The following is a 17,071-nucleotide window of genomic DNA, read 5'->3' on the forward strand; positions in this document are numbered from 1 at the left end:
TCCCCTGTTTAGAGTTTTGGTGTCTAAAATCCTGCTTTTTTCAGGCCTTCGCGGTAGAGATCCTTGTGCCACTGCTCCTTGCTTGGAACTGCGGCGAGCCATTTGTCGACATCGAAGTCCGGATTGGCCTCGCGCACCCGCTGCACGAACACGCGTGCCCGATCCGCATAGCCCAGCATCGCCCAGCTCGCAGCTGAAAGCCTGTCGGCCAAGCTCGGATTGGCCATCTGATCGATGTAATCCAGCGAAGCCTCGAATTCTCCAAGAGCGTAATTTGCACCCGCAGCAGTCCAGAGATAGGTATCCGGACTGAGCGGGTTCAACGCGATCGCGCGCTCGATCTTCTTCAAAGCCATGGAAGGCAGGGAGCAGTGAACGAGCGTATCCGCATGATCAGCGACGATATCGGCATAATGCGGAGAAAGGGTCTCCGCTACCTCCATCGCCGAAGCGCTTTCGTCGAAAGCGCCCTGCAACAGCTTGGCGATGCCCAACTCACGATACCCGTCAGCCAGGTTCGAACGCGCATGAATGGCTTGCGTTGCGAAGGTCTCGGCCGATTTCAACAGATCGATGTCACCTCGCGCGCTGAGCAGCCATTCCTTGGAATAGGTTCGCCCGATCGAACTGAGTGCCGGGGCAAACTCCGGGCTCTCGCTCAAGGCAGCTTGCATCTCGTCGCGCGCGCGTCGCAGGTTCGGAAGCGTCAGCTGGCCCAGATGCCGTCTGCCGACGAGATAGCGATGGTAGGCGGCCGGATTGAGTTCGTAGTCTGAGCGTTCCTGCTGGTGGCGCTCGATCTCGCTCGACACAGAAAGCGCGATCTGTCGGGAAAGAACCCGCCGGTCCCTGACCAGATCCGAATGGTCGAGGCTGAATCTCTCTGCCCAGACGACTTTGCTATCGTCGAAGAAGATGAGTTGGGAGAACAGCGTTACCTCGTCGCCGATGCTGCTGATCCGGGTTTCCAGGACATAGTTGACGGAATGCCGTTTGAAGAAAGCCGCCTGAGTTTCCATTTGGTGGCCGATCTGGACGGCGGAATGGGGGGCCATAACCTGGAGGCTATTGAAGGCACAAAAGCCAATCGTGATATCCTCGATGAGGGACGCGGCCAGCATGCCGGCATCGGGACGAATGGACTGATTGCTGGGGGGCAACAAGACGAGACGCGGAAGCACGTGATCGAGGCCCACGGAACCCTGCGGAGATCCGGGGGCGTGCGGGGCGAATACGACGGGATCCTTGCCGGATATCGCATTCAGCGCGTCGAGACTGCGTGAGACCGAACTTCTCCGCTGATCAAAATGGTTCCGAAACGATTCAACGTCACCTTCAGCGTTGAGAATGCGAACGAGCATCTCCAACGTGTCGGGATCGGTGGGCTCCGAACGAAACAGGATAATTGCGGCCTTCCTGAGCAGCTTGGCTTCGTCATTCGTATGCGGCATTTGGGACGCCGTTCTCAATGCGTCTCTCAGAAGGCCGACATGATAGCGTTCGCGCCGGGCGAGCCAGTCTCCAAATGCGAGGCTGTCGCAACTCACGAGACCCATAAACGGCCGGCTCAGGAGCCCTACGAGATGCCTGAGCCAGGAGAACGGTTCGTCTTGTTCCCGCTGGCTGCCCCACAGCAGATCCGACGACAGGGAATTCCGGTCAACGAAAATCGCCTCCTCGCTCCACAACAGAAAGGTCACGCCGAGTTCATTCTGGCGCGCTTCGATTGTCGAGAGGATTTCGTGCAGGTTCGAAAGCGAGGCGTTCTTGTCCTTGCCCCATAAAAAGCGGGCCAACGAGGGTCGGGACTCCGAACCGCCTTCGGCTGCGAGCAGGTAGGCGAGAAGCAACAAGCCATGCTCCGGAAACGCGACTTCGTTGCCTCTCACATCCTGGAGCCGCACTGGTCCAAACGTTTTCAGGGCGAAGGCCATTTTTCCCTCTGTATCGCAGCGGATTTGATTTTAAATGTTACTACAACAATAAATTGAAATTCGCAATAAAGGGCTTTTGGAGGAGGGCGTTCGTATTTGTTCCAAACAAAGCCTGTGGTAATTCCTGGTTGAAGACGACGTCAAAGACGTTTTCGCAGGGTCGCATGCTGAAGAGGATACAGGATCAAGATGAAAATGATCTTTGCCGGGCCTTCTCTCCACGGTGCGAACGTCTTGCCAGGCGCAGGCTGTGAATTTCGCCCGCCCGCGCGACAGGGAGATTTGTACGGAGCGATCAAGGACGGCGCCAACGTCATCGGGCTCATCGACGGCATCTACGAGTATGTCCCCGCCATCTGGCACAAGGAGATCCTGTTCGGGCTTTCGCAAGGGGTTCATATGCTGGGAGCAGCGAGCATGGGCGCGCTGAGGGCGGCGGAATGCGCTGCGTTCGGCATGATCGGCGTCGGAGAGATCTATAGCGCCTTTGCGAGCGGCTTGTTTGAAGACGACTCCGATGTCGCCCAGGCGCATGCCCCGGCCGAGCTGAACTTTCTCCCACTCAGCGAACCGCTCGTGAATGTCCGCGTCACAATTTCGCGATGCTTGGAACTGTCCGAGATAACCGACTCGGAGCACGATCGGCTTCAACACGCCGCAAAGCGGATTTTCTTCAAGGACCGCACCTACCGGTCGGTGGTCGGCTCCGCTATCCGCGACCCCGATCGCGCGCGTACAGTGCTGGCAAGCCTGAGGGAAAACAAGATCAACCTGAAGCTGAACGATGCGCTGATGCTGATCGAGGCCGTAATCGGGATGCCCGATCGCCGGTTCGTTGCTGAATTCAATTGGAAGTTTGAAGCGACCGATTTCTGGAATTCGGTGTTTTCGCCATCCTGACCGGCGCAAAGGGTCTCAGCATGTTTCGGCTCGCAAACCTGGCGCCGAGGCAGTCCCGATGCATTCTTATGTGCCCCGGGTAAGCTTTCGTTCACCGTTTTTTACTAAATTTCGAAGGAAGTTTTTGGTCACTGCCGTTCTGCGGAAGCGATGAGAGTATGGCGTTTGTTTCCATTCTGCGGCGTTATGTGCTGCCCGTTCTGTTGTCCACGGCGTTGACGACGTGCTCGACGGAGGGGCTTATTCCGCCGGGCAACGTCGACAATGGAACGAGGGTCGGCTCGATCTCTCCGGCGAAGCGGTCTGCCGCGCCGGTTCGCATGCAGACTTCCGAAGCGCAACAGGCTTACCCGATGTCCAGCCAGCCGGTGAGCGGGGCCGAGCAGTCCGCCGACTATCTGGACACGCCCAATCTCGCGGGCACAGGGCATTCGCAATCCGGGCAGCTGCCGCCCATGGGCAGCGATGAAGCCACCGCCGGGGCGCGCGGCGCTGCGGGCGGGCTGCAGGGGCAGTCTCCGCAAAACTGGGGTGGAACGCAAGCACTTGCCGTTCCGCCCGGGGGCGTCAACATGGATGCGGAACTTGGCGCAGAACCTGTCGTCGGTCTCGCGCAGGAACAGCAGCAGCAGATTGCCGAGGGCCAGTCCGACCAGCCTGTTGTCGACGGCATCGGTACAGATACGCCGACGCAGCTCAGCCGTTCGCGCGTTCCTCGTCCGGCGAGCGAGGCGGCCGCAGGCCAGGCTCCCGTCTGGGGTGACGGCAGTGCCGTCGTCGCGCCGACACGGGTGCCCGAGGAGAACGAGCAACAGGAGGTCGCCATGCTGCGGCCGGGCAATCCGATGATGAGCCAGCCGGCACCGGTCGATCCAAGTGTCATGCCGGCCTCCGAACTTGCCTGTCGGCGCGAGCTGAAGAGGATGGGCGTCGTCTATGCCGAAAAGCCGCCGATTTCCCAGGGTCCCGCTTGCCAGGTGCCTTATCCGATCTCACTGCAGGGGCTGTCCGGCAATATCGGCGTGAGGCCGGCCGTGACGCTGAATTGCCAGGTGACACTTGCCTTCGCCAAGTGGGTGAAGAACGAATTGGCGCCATCCGCCCGCTTTCGTTACTGGTCCGGGATCAAGACCATACAGCCGCTCGGAGGTTACAGCTGCCGGCGGATGAACAACAGCCGCCAGAAGTACAATCCGATGTCGGAGCATGCGCGCGGCAACGCGATCGATGTCGGCAAGTTCGTGCTGAAGAGCGGCCACCAGATCGACGTGCGCAAGAAGGGTCTCTTCTCGTTCCGCGAAGGCAGGCTGCTGAAGGCCGTTCGCAGCGACAGCTGCAAATATTTCAACACGGTGCTCGGCCCGGGCAGCAATCCGGAACACTGGAATCATTTCCACTTCGACCTCAGATCGCGACAGAGCGGCAGGGCCTACTGCGATTGATTGCTGGCCGATGCGAGCGCTATCTTCGATGAGGTCAGCAATAGTCCCGTTTGCAAGAAGCCTTTCGCCAAACTCCGGCCATCGGACGTTCGGAATTGTTTTTCCAGCGGCGGGCATTCAGCAGAATGAATGCACTGTTCACACGCCTTGGGATGTCAAACTTTCCTAAAGCGGCTATATAGCGCCCAACCCGCCCGCGAATTTGCAAGAGCCCTGCATGGCCCCGATTATTTCCATCCGCAATCTCACGAAAATCTATGCCAACGGATTTCAAGCGCTGAAGGGCATCGACCTCGATGTCGAGAAGGGCGAGATCCTGGCGCTGCTCGGGCCGAACGGCGCCGGCAAGACGACGATGATCTCAATCGTCTGCGGCATCGCCAATCCGAGCGGCGGCACGGTGCTCGTCGACGGCCACGATGTCGTGAAGGATTTCCGGGCGACACGGGCAATGATCGGCCTCGTGCCGCAGGAGTTGACCACCGATCAGTTCGAGACGGTATGGAATACCGTCAGCTTCTCGCGCGGCCTGCACGGCAAGAAACCAAATCCGGCCCATATCGAGAAAGTGCTGCGCGACCTTTCGCTCTGGGACAAGAAGGACAACATGCTGCGCCAGCTTTCCGGCGGCATGAAGCGGCGCGTGCTGATCGCCAAGGCACTGTCGCACGAACCTGAGATTCTCTTCCTCGACGAGCCGACGGCGGGTGTCGACGTGACCTTGCGAAAGGACATGTGGCAGGTGGTGGAAAAACTGCGCGAGGCGGGCGTCACGATCATTCTGACCACGCACTACATCGAGGAAGCCGAAGAGATCGCGGACCGCGTCGGCGTGATCAACGGCGGGGAGTTGCTGCTCGTCGAGGACAAATCGGCGCTGATGGCGAAGCTTGGCCGGAAGCAGTTGATCCTGGAACTTACCGAACCGCTCGAGGCGCTGCCTCGTAGCTTTGCGGGCAACGGCCTTGCGCTCGCCGGCGACGGCAACAGGCTGGTCTACGATTTCGACGCCCAGGACGAGCAACTGAGCATCGCGATGCTGCTGACGCGGCTTGGCGAGCACAACATTCACTTCAAGGATCTTTCGACGCAGCAGAGTTCGCTGGAAGATATCTTCGTGGCACTCGTGGGAGGAGCGAAATGAACTTCGAGGCCATCAAGTCGATCTATTATTTCGAGATGGCGCGCACGCGCCGCACGCTGCTGCAAAGCGTCGTCTCGCCGGTTATTTCGACATCGCTCTATTTCATCGTGTTCGGCGCGGCGGTGGGTTCGCGCATTCAGGAAGTGGAGGGCGTCTCATACGGGGCATTCATTACGCCCGGCCTCATCATGCTGACGCTGCTGGGCCAATGCATCAGCAACGGCTCCTTCGGCATCTATTTTCCCAAATTCACGGGGACGATCTATGAGGTGCTTTCGGCGCCGGTCGCCATGAGCGAAATCCTGCTCGGCTATGTCGGAGCGGCGGCGACGAAGGGACTGATGATCGGCGTCATCATCCTGCTGACGGCGACGGTCTTTGTCGACGTCAGGATCGAGCATCCGTTCATGATGGTTCTGTTCTTCCTGCTGACGGCGATCACCTTCAGCCTGTTCGGCTTCATGATCGGTATCTGGGCAACCAATTTCGAGCAGTTGAACCTTATCCCCATGCTCGTGGTGCCGCCGCTCACCTTCCTCGGCGGCAGCTTCTACTCGATCAACATGCTGCCTCCCTTCTGGCAGGCGGTCAGCCACTTCAACCCGGTGCTCTATCTGGTCAGCGGTTTCCGCTGGAGCTTCTTCGGTATCGCCGACGTCAATCCACTGGTCAGTCTCGGGATGATCACGATCTTCCTGGCGATCTGCCTCGGCACGCTCGGATGGATGTTCAAGACGGGCTACCGGCTTCGGAACTAGGCCGAGCCGTAGCTAGTCGCGCATTTTCAGTTCGTCCGTCTGCATCTGCAGCGACCCGAGGGTCGAGAGGAAGCTCATGCCGAGCAGGCTCTGGTCGAGCTTGCCGTCCTCGGCGACGCTTGCATTGACATTGTTGCGCACGATGGGTCCGATCGCAACTTCGGACAGCGTCACCGGCGCAGCCCGGGCGCGGCCGTTCGCGGTCATCACGCTCATTGAGTAGGTCAGGTTCTCGGGGATGATGCCGACGCGCTCGGCGTCTTCGCGCGACAAGGCAACCATGCTGGCCCCCGTGTCCACAAGCATCGAGACTGTCTGCCCGTTGATCTGAACATCGGCCTCGAAATGTCCGTTCAGAAGCTTGTGCAGGATCACTTCCACGCCGCCTTCGCTCGTGGTCACGACGACGGCGCGGCCGGGAACGAGGCCGGCAAGCAGCCGGTTTCCGACGCCGAAGGCTTCCTCCCGGTAGAGGTAGGCCGTGGCTAGCCCGAGGATCAGAACAAGCCAGATCACCAGGTGGCGCAGGGTTTCGCCGACACTGATGCGGCGACCCCATATGCCCGCCGCCAGCATCAGCGCGATGGGCAACAAATAGACGAAACGGCCGAAATCGTCGGTTCGCATGCCCAGCACCCGCGGGCTGTCGCTGCTGACGAGGAGAACTGCAAGGCCGAGACCGAGAACGCCGAGAAGAATGGTCAGGCGTGTCATGCAGTCTGCTCCGCAGTCTTGGCGGTTTCCGATAGGCCGCACGCCATCAATTGGCCTGCCTGTAATCGGGCAGGCAAAATGGCCATCAGAATCTGCCGTTTCTCGTCGGAAAACGACATCCAGCCGCTGATTTCTTCCATCGTACGGCCACAGCCCGCACAGAGGCCGTTGGCAGGTTCGATCGAGCACACGTCAATGCAGGGTGTTTGCATGAAAAACTATATCGATGTTTCACAATGCCATGGCAAGGGCGCAAAGCGCCGCCGTCTCGGAAATCTGTGCTGCCGCGCCGAGCGTGTCGCCGGTGTGGCCGCGCAGCTTCTTTCGGATCAGCGTCGTGAATGCCATCACCGCCAGGCCGGCTGCCAGAAGGCCGCACACGAGCGGCAGGAGGCCTAGTGCGGGCCAGAGCAGCAGGGCGGCAAGAACGCAGCCGGCGACCAGTGCCTGATGCATCGCGCCTTCGCTCGGCTGCCCCGCTGCTGCGGCGACTCCATCGGTCTTTGCGGGTGGTAACCGGTGCCACTGCCAGACCAGAGCGCTGCGGCTGATGCATGCAACCGCCGGCAGCGCCAGCGCCGTGGCAAAAGACGGAGCGGCACGGGCGATGGCGGCGATTGCCGCGGCGCGAATGGCGAAGGACAGGATGAGCGCAATCGCACCATAGGTGCCGATGCGGCTGTCCTTCATGATCGTCAGGCTTTGCGCGCGGTCGTGCCCGCCGCCGATCCCGTCGGCGCAGTCGGCCAGACCGTCCTCGTGCAGCGCGCCGGTGACGACAGCCTGAACGGCAAGCGCAACAAGCGCGGACATCAGCCGGTCGGCGTGGAGCAGGAGCATGATGAAGAGGACGATGGCCGGCAACAAACCGATGAGAATGCCCGCGACGGGAAAGACGCGGGCGACGCGGGCGAGATTACCGTCGAACCCGGCGAAGGCGGCACGCGGCATGGGAATGCGGCTGAGGAACGCGACGGCGCGCGCGACGTCCACGGCATAGTTTCCAATATTCATGCTGCGCCCGACCCCGCGACAATTCGCAACGCTTTTGGAGTTGTTCGGCTCCGCCGCTGCCTTTAAGAGAGTGGCGACGAAAGAAGCTGATTTGCAGCCAAAAGACAAGTTTACCGACAAGACAAGGAAGCCGTATCCATGAGCGTTTCAGGCCTGCCGTTCGACGATTTCCGGGCACTTCTGCGCGATCTGCCGGGACCGGATGCCAAGGCGCTGGTGGCTGCCCGCGAGCGCGATGCGCAATTGACGAAGCCGCCGGGTGCGCTTGGCCGTCTGGAGGAAATTGCTTTTTGGCTGGCCGCGTGGACGGGCAGGGCGCCTGCGGTCAACCGTCCTCTCGTTGCCATCTTCGCCGGCAACCACGGTGTCACCAGGCAGGGAATCACGCCTTTTCCGCCTGCTGTGACACAGCAGATGGTCGAGAACTTTGCTGCAGGCGGTGCTGCGATCAATCAGATCTGCGTCGCCTACGACCTCGGACTCAAGGTGTTCGACCTGGCGCTGGATTATCCGACCGGGGACATCACCGAGGAGCCGGCGCTGTCCGAACGCGACTGTGCGGCGACGATGGCATTCGGCATGGAGGCGATTGCCGGCGGCACCGATCTTCTTTGCATCGGCGAGATGGGAATCGGCAACACGACCATCGCGGCCGCGATCAACTATGCCCTCTATGGCGGTTCGGCGCGTGACTGGGTCGGTCCGGGCACCGGGTCCGAGGGGGAAATGCTGGAGCGCAAGATTGCCGCGGTCGAGAAGGCGGTGGCGCTGCACAGCGATCACCTGGACGATCCCCTGGAAATCATGCGCCGGCTCGGCGGCCGCGAGATCGCGGCCATGGCGGGCGCGATCCTTGCCGCACGTGTCGAGCGGATTCCGGTGCTGATCGACGGATACGTCGCGACCGCTGCTGCGGCGATCCTGAAGGCGGCAAACCCATCCGCGCTCGATCATTGCCTGATCGGCCATGTCTCGGGTGAGCCGGGCCACCTGCGCGCGATCGAAATGCTCGGCAAGACGCCGCTACTGGCACTTGGCATGCGGCTCGGCGAGGGAACGGGTGCCGCACTTGCCGCAGGCCTCGTAAAGGCTGCGGCCGCATGCCATTCGGGCATGGCGACGTTTGCGCAGGCAGGGGTCACGAACAAGCACTGAGCGTTCAGGTTCGTGACAGTTTTATGACGGAGTCTTGCGGCGGGGACCCGGAACCGGTATTCGCATTTCCTGATTAAGGGCGCGATAGCGTCCGCCGACCAGACGACGAGGGTGCTCGATGAAACCTGCCGTGACCAAACTCACCGGCATCAGCCATTTCTTTGCAGCGGCAAGCTACTCTGTCGGCGGCTTCCGCCGGCTGATCAAGGAGGCTGCGTTTCGGCAGGAGCTGCTGTTTTTCGCCGTCTCCCTTATTCTGCTGCTGGCCGTCGGTGCGACGCTTGCCGAGCTGATGGTTGCGGTTCTCCTGTTCCTCGCACTGTTTGCGTTCGAAGCGTTGAACACGGCAATCGAGGAAGTGGTCGACCGGATCTCGCCTGAAATCTCCATGGTCGGGAAGCATGCCAAGGACCTCGGCTCGTTTGCCGTTCTTTGCATGATCGCGGCCTGCGGGGTTTTCCTGCTGTTCACAATCGGGAAGCATCTGCTGTTCGGATAAGCGGGCCTGGCGCCATACTTGCTTAGCCAAAAAGGGTCAGACGATCGGGCTCAGGCAAAGCTTCGGCGCTTGCGCGAGACGGCTTGAGTGTCCTCGACCGCCGGAACGCTTTGCAGCACCCGCATTGCCGGCAAGATCGCAATGGCTTCCGTGCCCTCGCGCAACTTGGATTTCAGAAGGAACTGTCCGTCATGCTTGGAAAGGATCGCCTGGACGATCGGCAGGCCGAGGCCGGTGCCTTGTTCAGCACTCTTGATGGCAATGGAACCCTGGCCGAACGCTGAGAGAACGACCGGGATTTCATCCTCCGGGATGCCCGGGCCATTGTCCTTGATCGAGATATACTGGCCGCCGCCGGCCGTCCAGCCGACCTTGACGTGAATCTCGCCGCCCTGCGGGGTGAACTTGACGGCGTTGGACATCAGGTTGAGAAGCACCTGGCGCATCGACTTCTCGTCCGCCCAGACCGGCGGCAGCTCCGGCTCGAATTGTTGCGTTATTGCGATGTTCTTGCCGCGCGCGCGCAGCTGGACCATGCCGATGCAATCCTCCGAGATGTCGAGGAGGGAGATAGCCTCCTCGTTCAGCTCGTACTTCCCGGCTTCGATGCGGGAGAGATCGAGGATCTCGTTGATGAGGTTCAGCAGGTGCTGACCCGAACGATGAATGTCGCCCGTGTATTCCTTGTAGGTCGGGTTGTTGAGCGGTCCCATGACTTCGGCAGACATCACTTCGGAGAAGCCGAGAATGGCGTTGAGCGGCGTCCGGAGTTCGTGCGACATCGACGCGAGGAAGCGGGACTTCGCAAGGTTTGCCTCCTCGGCCCGGCGGCGGGCCTCGTCGGACATCGACTTGGCGACTTCCAGTTCGGCGATCAGGTCGTCCTTCTCGGATTGATAGGCGAGTATCCTGAGGTTCGATTTGAACAGCCGGTCGCTGATGTAGTTGAAGAAGATCACCGTCGTTGTCAGCGTGGCAGTCAGGCCGATTTCAAGGAATTCGCGCGAAAGTCCTGATTTCGCGATCAGGCCGAGTACGACGGGTGCGAAAGTGACGAGCACGCAGGGCGTCAGCATGAAATTCCACATCGCCGTGAGCGACAGGGCGATCAGCAGGGTCGCTCCCTTGTAGAGCACAAAGCTCGAGGGTTCGCAGGCCGTGCAGTCCTGCAGGGCAAAGACGGCCCAACAGCAGCCGATCATGAACTGGCCGAGCAACAATACGCGTCGCCATTTCCGAGCGCTGACGACCGTCATCTCCTGCTTGCGGGCGCGCCGCGCGAGAAAGACGTTCGCCGCATGCGCGGTCAGCGTCAGAAAGCCCCAGAGGAGTATCTGGGCGTCGCCGGTAAAATAGATGCCGAGGGCTGTGACAATGATGACGAACAGCGGTGCGATCGAGGCGCCCTGAAGCACGGCATTGATATAGAGGGTGAGCACGTCGCGATCGAAGGCGCCGCTCGGGGCATGGCTCGATTGCAGGCGCTCACGCGTCAGCCGTACAGCCTTCGATGCAGGCTTGTTTCGGTGACTGCGTGATTTGTCGACGATATTCTTATCGGTCGATGTGCTTACGCCGTTACTCATTGTACACGTTGAAGCTTGATCCGCGGGTAGCTTCACCCTAAAGCGCAATTCTTAAGAATATGTTTGCCATTTTTGCCAACGATTTGTTTTTTAAGGAGGCGAAAGCGTGACGCGCGGCTTTCGGACGATACGCGATGGCGTGACTGCGCTCGCGCTTCTGGCGTTCATCTGGCTGATCGCCGCGAAATTGAACGACCGGGCCGAGATCGCCCACACTGGCCGGTTCCATGCTGCCGACGGCGACAGTCTGGCGATTGGCCAGGAACGGATGCGGCTATATGGAATAGATGCGCCGGAACTCAGCCAGACATGTGAGCGTGCCGGCCAGCCATGGCAATGCGGGCAGGAGGCCAAACGGATGCTGCAGAGCTTGGTGACGGCGCCTGACACGCGTTGCGTGGGCAGCGACCGCGACCGCTTTCAACGCCTGCTGGTCGTTTGCCATGCCGATGGCGTGGATCTGAATGGCGCGATGGTGCGCAGGGGCCTAGCCGTCTCCTATGGCGGTTACCGGCAAGAAGAGGCGCAGGCCCGGGCTGAAAAGGCCGGGCTCTGGGGTGGAACCTTCGAAATGCCGCGTGCTGTGAGAGACCATGCGCGGGAAACGTCGACGTTACGCGATGCACTTGGATTTTTCGGATGGTGACAGGTATTCCCGGACAGGATCGCCTCGATAGCCTGCGCAACGACATCGCGGCCTGCCGTATCTGTCGCGACGCACCGCTCCGGGGGCCCGATGACAGGCTGCCGCACGAGCCGCGCCCCGTGGTCGTGCTTTCGTCGAAAGCCCGAGTGCTGATTGCGGGGCAGGCGCCCGGCCTCAGGGTTCACGAGAGCGGCCTGCCGTTCAACGATGCCTCCGGCGACCGGCTTCGCGCTTGGCTTCAGGTCGACCGCGAGATGTTCTACGACCGCGACCGCTTTGCCATCGTGCCGATGGGCTTCTGTTTCCCCGGCTACGACACGAAGGGCAGCGATTTGCCGCCGCGTCGGGAATGCGCTCCGCGTTGGCGCCAGCAGGTTATTTCGGCAATGCCGCAGATCGAATTGGTGCTTGCCGTCGGGCAGTATGCGCAGGCATGGCATCTCGGCGCGGATCGTCGCGAGAACGTGACGGAAACTGTGCGCGCGTGGCGGGCCACATTGTTCTCCAACCGCCCGCCGGCAATTCTCCCGTTGCCGCATCCGAGCTGGCGAAACACGGCGTGGCTCAAGCGTAATCCGTGGTTCCAGGACGAATTGCTGCCGGTGCTGCGCGAACGTATCAAAATGCTCGCGAACTGAAACAAAATTCTTCCAAACGGTCGGAATCGCGCTATACAAGGAATATAATTCGAAGGGGCTTTAATTCATGGACCGTCTCGACCGTAAGATCCTGCGTCTTTTGCAGGAAGATTCGACATTGGCAGTTGCCGATCTCGCAAAGAAGGTCGGTCTCTCGACCACGCCCTGCTGGCGTCGAATCCAGAAGATGGAAGAGGACGGCGTGATCAAGCGCCGCGTCGCCATTCTGGATCCCGAGAAGGTCAACACGAAGGTCACGGTTTTCGTATCGATCCGGACGGCGACACACTCGATCGAGTGGCTGCGCCGTTTCTCGGAGGTGATCGCCGAGTTTCCGGAGGTCGTCGAGTTCTACCGCATGAGCGGCGACGTCGACTATCTCCTGCGTGTCGTCGTGCCCGACATTGCGGCCTACGACGCTTTCTACAAGCGGATGATCGCCAAGATCGAGATCCGCGACGTTTCCTCGGCCTTTGCGATGGAGCAGATCAAGTATTCGACGCAACTGCCGCTCGATTACATGCTCCTCGACAATGCCAAGTCGAACGAGGACTGAGCGCTAGTCCTTCAGACGAGCGAATATCTTTTCGCTCGTCAACTCCCTGACCGCGTCCTTGCCGATCCAGCGGGCGGTCTTGTCGGCGCTGGCAGAGAGGCGTTCTGCGAGTGACAAGGCGGGAGCGTGGCAACGTCGGCTGCGCTTTCCAATGTTTCTGAGTGCCCAATTGACGGCCTTGCGCACGAAGTTGCGTTCGTCGCTCGAATGGTTTTCGATGAGCGGCAGCCATGCCAACAGCGTCTCGTCCGCCTCCTGTTTCAGATGTACGGCCGCGCCCGCGATCATTGCGAATGCCGTCCGGCGCACGAACTCGCGTTGATCGGCGGCGAATTCGCCGACGAGGGGCAGGAGACGAGCCTTGACGAAGAGGTCGGCAGCCGTGTCGACGATCTCCCAGGAATTGAAATCGTCGGACCATCGGCGCGCGTTTTCCGGGGTTATGGCCTTCGGATCCGCCGTGTAGAGTGCGAGCATCCGCGCCTCGCGAATATCGCAGTTCCAGAGCTCGCGCGCCCGCGCCTGATCCCGCTTTGCAAGGCGGGCGATCTTCCGCAAGTCAGGAGTGGAAATTCCGAGGGCCGTTTCGGTGACCATGCCGAAACGGGCCATACCGGCGATATTCTCCGGCGAGCGCAGCGTCTGCAGATACGCGATCAGTTCGGTTGCGCCGGAGGAGGGACCGATCATTTTTCGAGGCGGGCGAGGAGGGAGGATGTATCCCAGCGATTGCCGCCCATGGCCTGGACGTCGCCATAGAACTGGTCGACGAGCGCCGTGACGGGAAGCTTGGCGCCATTGCTGCGGGCTTCGTCGAGCACGATGCCGAGATCCTTGCGCATCCAGTCGATTGCGAAGCCGAAGTCGTATTTGCCCTCGTTCATGGTCCTGTGTCGGTTTTCCATCTGCCAGGAGCCAGCCGCGCCCTTGGAAATGACCTCGACGACCTTCTCGATGTCGAGACCGGCGCGCTTGCCGAAATGGATGCCCTCGGCAAGCCCCTGGACAACGCCGGCGATGCAGATCTGGTTGATCATCTTGGTGAGCTGCCCGGCGCCCGGCGCACCCATCAGGCCGACCATACGGGCGTAGGCGTCTATGACCGGCTTTGCCGTATCGTAGGTTGCTTCATCGCCGCCGCACATGACGGTCAGGGCGCCATTCTCCGCACCGGCCTGTCCGCCCGACACCGGCGCATCGATGAAGCCGACGCCCTTTTCCTTGGCAATGGCATGGAGCTCGCGTGCGACGTCGGCGCTCGCGGTGGTGTTGTCGATCAGGATCGCACCCGATTTCATCGTCTGCAGGACGCCGTCCTTGCCCGATGTCACCGATCGGAGATCGTCGTCGTTGCCGACGCAGGTGAAGACGAAATCCGCGTCCTTGGCCGCCTCTGCCGGCGTCGGCGCCGATTTGCCGCCGAATTTTTCTGTCCAGGCGGCGGATTTTGCGGCGGTGCGGTTATAGACCGTGACGTCGTGGCCGCCCTTGACCTTGAGATGACCCGCCATGGGAAACCCCATCACGCCGAGACCGATGAATGCGACTTTTGCCATGTGCCTGTCCTCTGAATTGAATGTCGGCACGAGGATTAGCGGAAAGAGGGGCGGGCGAAAAGCTGTCGCGTGCAGGGAAGTGTTCACCGCGTTGGAACAAAATTCCGCCGAAACCGGAAAAACTGGTCAGGAAAGTTTCAACTCCGGCGAATATCACAAATATAATTGTCGATATAATTTATGGAAATAATCAGTATTCCGGTATCGCAAACGAAGCGGGTCGGCCGGGTCAAACCCGAATGACGCCCGAATAAAGGGGATTGCCATGATTTCACGTCGTCAGACACTGGGGCTTTTTGGCGCTGCGGCAGCGACTGCTTTTCTGCCTGCTATCAAGCCTGCACGCGCAGCTGCCACGGAATTCCGTATCGGCTGGCAGAAGAACGGCGTGCTTGCGCTTGCCAAACAGCGCGGAGCCCTTGAGAAGCGGCTTGCCGACAAGGGCATCACGGTCAGCTGGTCCGAGTTCACATCAGGACCGCCGCTGCTCGAAGCGCTTGGCGCAGCCGCGCTCGATTTCGGCGCGACGGGCGACGTTCCGCCGCTCTTTGCACAGGCGGCCGGCGGTCACCTCTACTATGTCGGTACCTATCGCGGAAGTCCGGCGGGCTCGGCGATCGTGGTCCGCAACGACTCCGCGATCAAGACGGTGCAAGACCTGAAGGGCAAGAAGGTCGCGTTCAAGCGGGGTTCGAGTGCCCACAACGTCACCGTCAAGATATTGCGCAAGGCGGGCCTCGGCATCGCCGACGTCGAGGCCGTCGACCTGTCGCCGCCGGATGCGGCGGCTGCCTTCAAGAACGGCAGCATCGACGCCTGGTCGATTTGGGATCCCTATCTGGCGATCGTCGAGGCCGACCCGGACACGCGTATTCTCTCGACGGCGGAAGGCATCGTGGACTCCTACAGCTATTTCCTCGCGAATGCCGAGTTCACCGATGCGAACGGACCGGTGGTCGTCGATGTCATCGATGAACTCGCCAAGGTGGGTCGCTCCGCGCAGGGCAGGCTCGAGGATACGATCAAGGAGCTTTCGGAAATCACCGGCGTTCCCGCCGACGTGACGCGCGTATCGCTGACCCGGCCGGGCGCCGACCTCGGTAGCGTTACGACCATCTCCGACGAGGCGGCCGCCTACCAGCAGGCACTGGCCGACGAATTCTTCAGCCTCGGCATCGTCCCGAAGCAGCTGAAAACCGGCGATATCGTATGGCGCCCGAAAGCCAGCTGAACCCAACTTCCCGACCGCGAGGAGCATTTCCCATGACCGCCAAACATGATCCGATCAACTTCCTCTGGTTCATCCCGACTTCGGGCGACGGCGCCTACCTCGGATCCGACGAGCTGAACCGCGCACCTGAGATCGGCTACCTCACGCAGATCGCGCAGGCCGTCGATCGCCTCGGCTATTCCGGCGTCCTGTTGCCGACCGGCGTTGCCTGCGAAGAGTCCTTCGTGATGGCATCTGCACTGGCAGCACGGACGGAAAGGCTGCAGTTTCTCGTCGCCATCCGCCCGGGTACCGCATCGCCTGCCTATTATGCACGCCTCGCGACAACACTCGACCGTATCTCCAACGGGCGCCTGCTGCTCAACATCGTCGTCGGTGGAAGCCCGGCTGAGCTTGCCGGCGACGGCATTCATCTGGCGCACGATGAACGCTATGCCCATGCCGATGAATTCTTCACAGTGTTCGAGGAGTTGCTGGAGAAGGGCGTCGCGAGCTACGACGGCAAATACATCAAGGCGACCAATGCGCGCCTCGGCTTCCCCTCCGTGCAGAACCCGCGTCCCCCGCTTTACTTCGGCGGCTCCTCCGATGCCGGCATCGACTTCTCGGTGGGCCGTGTCGACAAGTATCTGACCTGGGGCGAGCCGCCGGCGCAGGTGGCCGAGAAGGTCGAAAAGGTTCGTGCCGCCGCCGCAAAGAAGGGCCGCGAGGTCAGCTTCGGTATCCGCCTGCATTTCATCGTTCGCGAGACGGACGAGGAGGCGTGGGAGGCCGCGGACCGTCTGATCTCCAAACTCGACGACGAGACGATCCGCGAGGCACAGGAGCGCTTCGTCAGTGAGTCCGACTCGGTCGGGCAGAAGCGGATGGCCGCCCTTCATGGCGGTCGTCGCGACAATCTCGAAGTCTCGCCAAACCTCTGGGCCGGCGTCGGTCTGGTCCGCGCCGGTGCCGGCACCGCGCTCGTCGGGTCGCCGAAGACGGTCGCCGCGCGTCTGCGCGAATATCAGGACGTCGGCATCGATACGGTGATCGGCTCGGGCTATCCGCATCTGGAGGAAGCCTATCGTGTTGCCGAACTGCTCTTCCCCGAACTCGGCCTCACCCGTGAAGAACAGCGTCATGGCTTCCAGAGCGACTTCGGCAAGCGACAGGTCTTCGGCGGGGGTAGCCATGGCGGCAATCTGAAAGTGGTTTCCGGCTCCTGATCTGCCTGCTGCGCCGTCCGCCAATTGGGGGCGGCGCAGCAACGACTGGATGATGCACATGTTTGGCGCGAGGTCCGGGGTGACCGGCGA

Annotated in this window: 18 protein-coding genes; 11 read left to right on the plus strand and 7 right to left on the minus strand. The window is 61.0% G+C overall.

Features of this window, described 5'->3' with window-relative positions; genetic code table 11:
• Window positions 1–23: 23 nt before the first annotated feature.
• Window positions 24–1,934 (minus strand): hypothetical protein, encoded by a 1,911-nt coding sequence (locus ASC97_RS11390; RefSeq protein ID WP_057468461.1) that lies wholly within the window; start codon window positions 1,932–1,934, stop codon window positions 24–26.
• Window positions 1,935–2,123: 189 nt separating this feature from the next.
• Here ASC97_RS11390 and ASC97_RS11395 point away from each other — a divergent pair, with 189 nt between their 5' ends.
• The 4 genes from ASC97_RS11395 (at window position 2,124) to ASC97_RS11410 (ending at window position 6,178) form a co-directional block, all read left to right on the plus strand.
• On the plus strand, window positions 2,124–2,834 hold the full coding sequence (locus ASC97_RS11395) for a TfuA-like protein (RefSeq protein ID WP_057468462.1): 711 nt from the start codon (window positions 2,124–2,126) through the stop codon (window positions 2,832–2,834).
• Window positions 2,835–2,992: 158 nt separating this feature from the next.
• Complete coding sequence (locus tag ASC97_RS11400) at window positions 2,993–4,276, plus strand: extensin-like domain-containing protein (protein ID WP_057468463.1); 1,284 nt, start codon at window positions 2,993–2,995, stop codon at window positions 4,274–4,276.
• Between the two features lie 217 nt (window positions 4,277–4,493).
• Complete coding sequence (locus ASC97_RS11405; RefSeq protein ID WP_057468464.1) at window positions 4,494–5,420, plus strand: ABC transporter ATP-binding protein; 927 nt, start codon at window positions 4,494–4,496, stop codon at window positions 5,418–5,420.
• Complete coding sequence (locus ASC97_RS11410; RefSeq protein WP_057468465.1) at window positions 5,417–6,178, plus strand: ABC transporter permease; 762 nt, start codon at window positions 5,417–5,419, stop codon at window positions 6,176–6,178. The genes ASC97_RS11405 and ASC97_RS11410 overlap by 4 nt, the downstream gene beginning before the upstream one ends.
• 12 nt (window positions 6,179–6,190) lie before the next feature.
• On the opposite strand, the gene ASC97_RS11415 is transcribed toward ASC97_RS11410, so the two are convergent.
• From ASC97_RS11415 to ASC97_RS11425, 3 genes are read right to left on the minus strand one after another with little or no spacing between them, the layout of a single operon-like run.
• Window positions 6,191–6,892 carry a TIGR02281 family clan AA aspartic protease gene (locus ASC97_RS11415; RefSeq protein WP_057468466.1) on the minus strand — a complete coding sequence of 234 codons (702 nt, stop codon included), beginning with the start codon at window positions 6,890–6,892 and terminating at the stop codon, window positions 6,191–6,193.
• Window positions 6,889–7,104 (minus strand): DUF1289 domain-containing protein, encoded by a 216-nt coding sequence (locus ASC97_RS11420; RefSeq protein ID WP_057468467.1) that lies wholly within the window; start codon window positions 7,102–7,104, stop codon window positions 6,889–6,891. The genes ASC97_RS11415 and ASC97_RS11420 overlap by 4 nt, the downstream gene beginning before the upstream one ends.
• A 19-nt stretch (window positions 7,105–7,123) precedes the next feature.
• Entirely contained in the window at window positions 7,124–7,906 is a 783-nt protein-coding gene (locus ASC97_RS11425) for an adenosylcobinamide-GDP ribazoletransferase (RefSeq protein WP_057468468.1), read from the minus strand.
• A gap of 138 nt (window positions 7,907–8,044) precedes the next feature.
• On the opposite strand from ASC97_RS11425, the gene cobT reads away from it, so the two are divergent.
• Both cobT and ASC97_RS11435 read left to right on the plus strand, forming a co-directional pair.
• On the plus strand, window positions 8,045–9,061 hold the full coding sequence (cobT, locus tag ASC97_RS11430) for a nicotinate-nucleotide--dimethylbenzimidazole phosphoribosyltransferase (RefSeq protein ID WP_057468469.1): 1,017 nt from the start codon (window positions 8,045–8,047) through the stop codon (window positions 9,059–9,061).
• Between the two features lie 118 nt (window positions 9,062–9,179).
• The gene (locus tag ASC97_RS11435) at window positions 9,180–9,560 is read left to right on the plus strand and encodes a diacylglycerol kinase (RefSeq protein ID WP_057468470.1); all 381 of its coding nucleotides are present in this window, start codon (window positions 9,180–9,182) and stop codon (window positions 9,558–9,560) included.
• Between the two features lie 50 nt (window positions 9,561–9,610).
• Here the strand turns inward: ASC97_RS11435 and ASC97_RS11440 are convergent, their stop codons facing one another.
• On the minus strand, window positions 9,611–11,146 hold the full coding sequence (locus ASC97_RS11440; protein WP_057468471.1) for a sensor histidine kinase: 1,536 nt from the start codon (window positions 11,144–11,146) through the stop codon (window positions 9,611–9,613).
• Window positions 11,147–11,252: 106 nt separating this feature from the next.
• Here ASC97_RS11440 and ASC97_RS11445 point away from each other — a divergent pair, with 106 nt between their 5' ends.
• From ASC97_RS11445 to ASC97_RS11455, 3 genes are all read left to right on the plus strand, one after another.
• Complete coding sequence (locus ASC97_RS11445; RefSeq protein WP_057468472.1) at window positions 11,253–11,792, plus strand: thermonuclease family protein; 540 nt, start codon at window positions 11,253–11,255, stop codon at window positions 11,790–11,792.
• Window positions 11,786–12,430, plus strand: coding sequence for a uracil-DNA glycosylase family protein (locus ASC97_RS11450; protein ID WP_057468473.1), 645 nt, complete (start codon window positions 11,786–11,788; stop codon window positions 12,428–12,430). The genes ASC97_RS11445 and ASC97_RS11450 overlap by 7 nt, the downstream gene beginning before the upstream one ends.
• A 67-nt stretch (window positions 12,431–12,497) precedes the next feature.
• A complete protein-coding gene (locus ASC97_RS11455) occupies window positions 12,498–12,986 on the plus strand; it encodes an Lrp/AsnC family transcriptional regulator (RefSeq protein WP_057468474.1) in 489 nt (162 codons plus the stop codon).
• A 3-nt stretch (window positions 12,987–12,989) separates the two neighbouring features.
• On the opposite strand, the gene ASC97_RS11460 is transcribed toward ASC97_RS11455, so the two are convergent.
• Window positions 12,990–13,676, minus strand: coding sequence for a DNA alkylation repair protein (locus ASC97_RS11460; protein WP_057468475.1), 687 nt, complete (start codon window positions 13,674–13,676; stop codon window positions 12,990–12,992).
• Window positions 13,673–14,572: an NAD(P)-dependent oxidoreductase gene (locus ASC97_RS11465; protein WP_274534156.1), complete on the minus strand. Its 900-nt coding sequence runs from the start codon at window positions 14,570–14,572 to the stop codon at window positions 13,673–13,675. Before ASC97_RS11465 ends, ASC97_RS11460 begins: the two co-directional genes overlap by 4 nt.
• Window positions 14,573–14,807: 235 nt before the next feature.
• Here ASC97_RS11465 and ASC97_RS11470 point away from each other — a divergent pair, with 235 nt between their 5' ends.
• Both ASC97_RS11470 and ssuD read left to right on the plus strand, forming a co-directional pair.
• On the plus strand, window positions 14,808–15,773 hold the full coding sequence (locus ASC97_RS11470) for an aliphatic sulfonate ABC transporter substrate-binding protein (RefSeq protein WP_057468477.1): 966 nt from the start codon (window positions 14,808–14,810) through the stop codon (window positions 15,771–15,773).
• A gap of 32 nt (window positions 15,774–15,805) precedes the next feature.
• Complete coding sequence (ssuD, locus tag ASC97_RS11475) at window positions 15,806–16,981, plus strand: FMNH2-dependent alkanesulfonate monooxygenase (protein WP_057468478.1); 1,176 nt, start codon at window positions 15,806–15,808, stop codon at window positions 16,979–16,981.
• The last annotated feature ends 90 nt before the right edge of the window (window positions 16,982–17,071 follow it).

The organism is Rhizobium sp. Root1203, from assembly GCF_001424945.1.
In the GTDB taxonomy this organism is placed as follows: Bacteria; Pseudomonadota; Alphaproteobacteria; order Rhizobiales; family Rhizobiaceae; genus Rhizobium.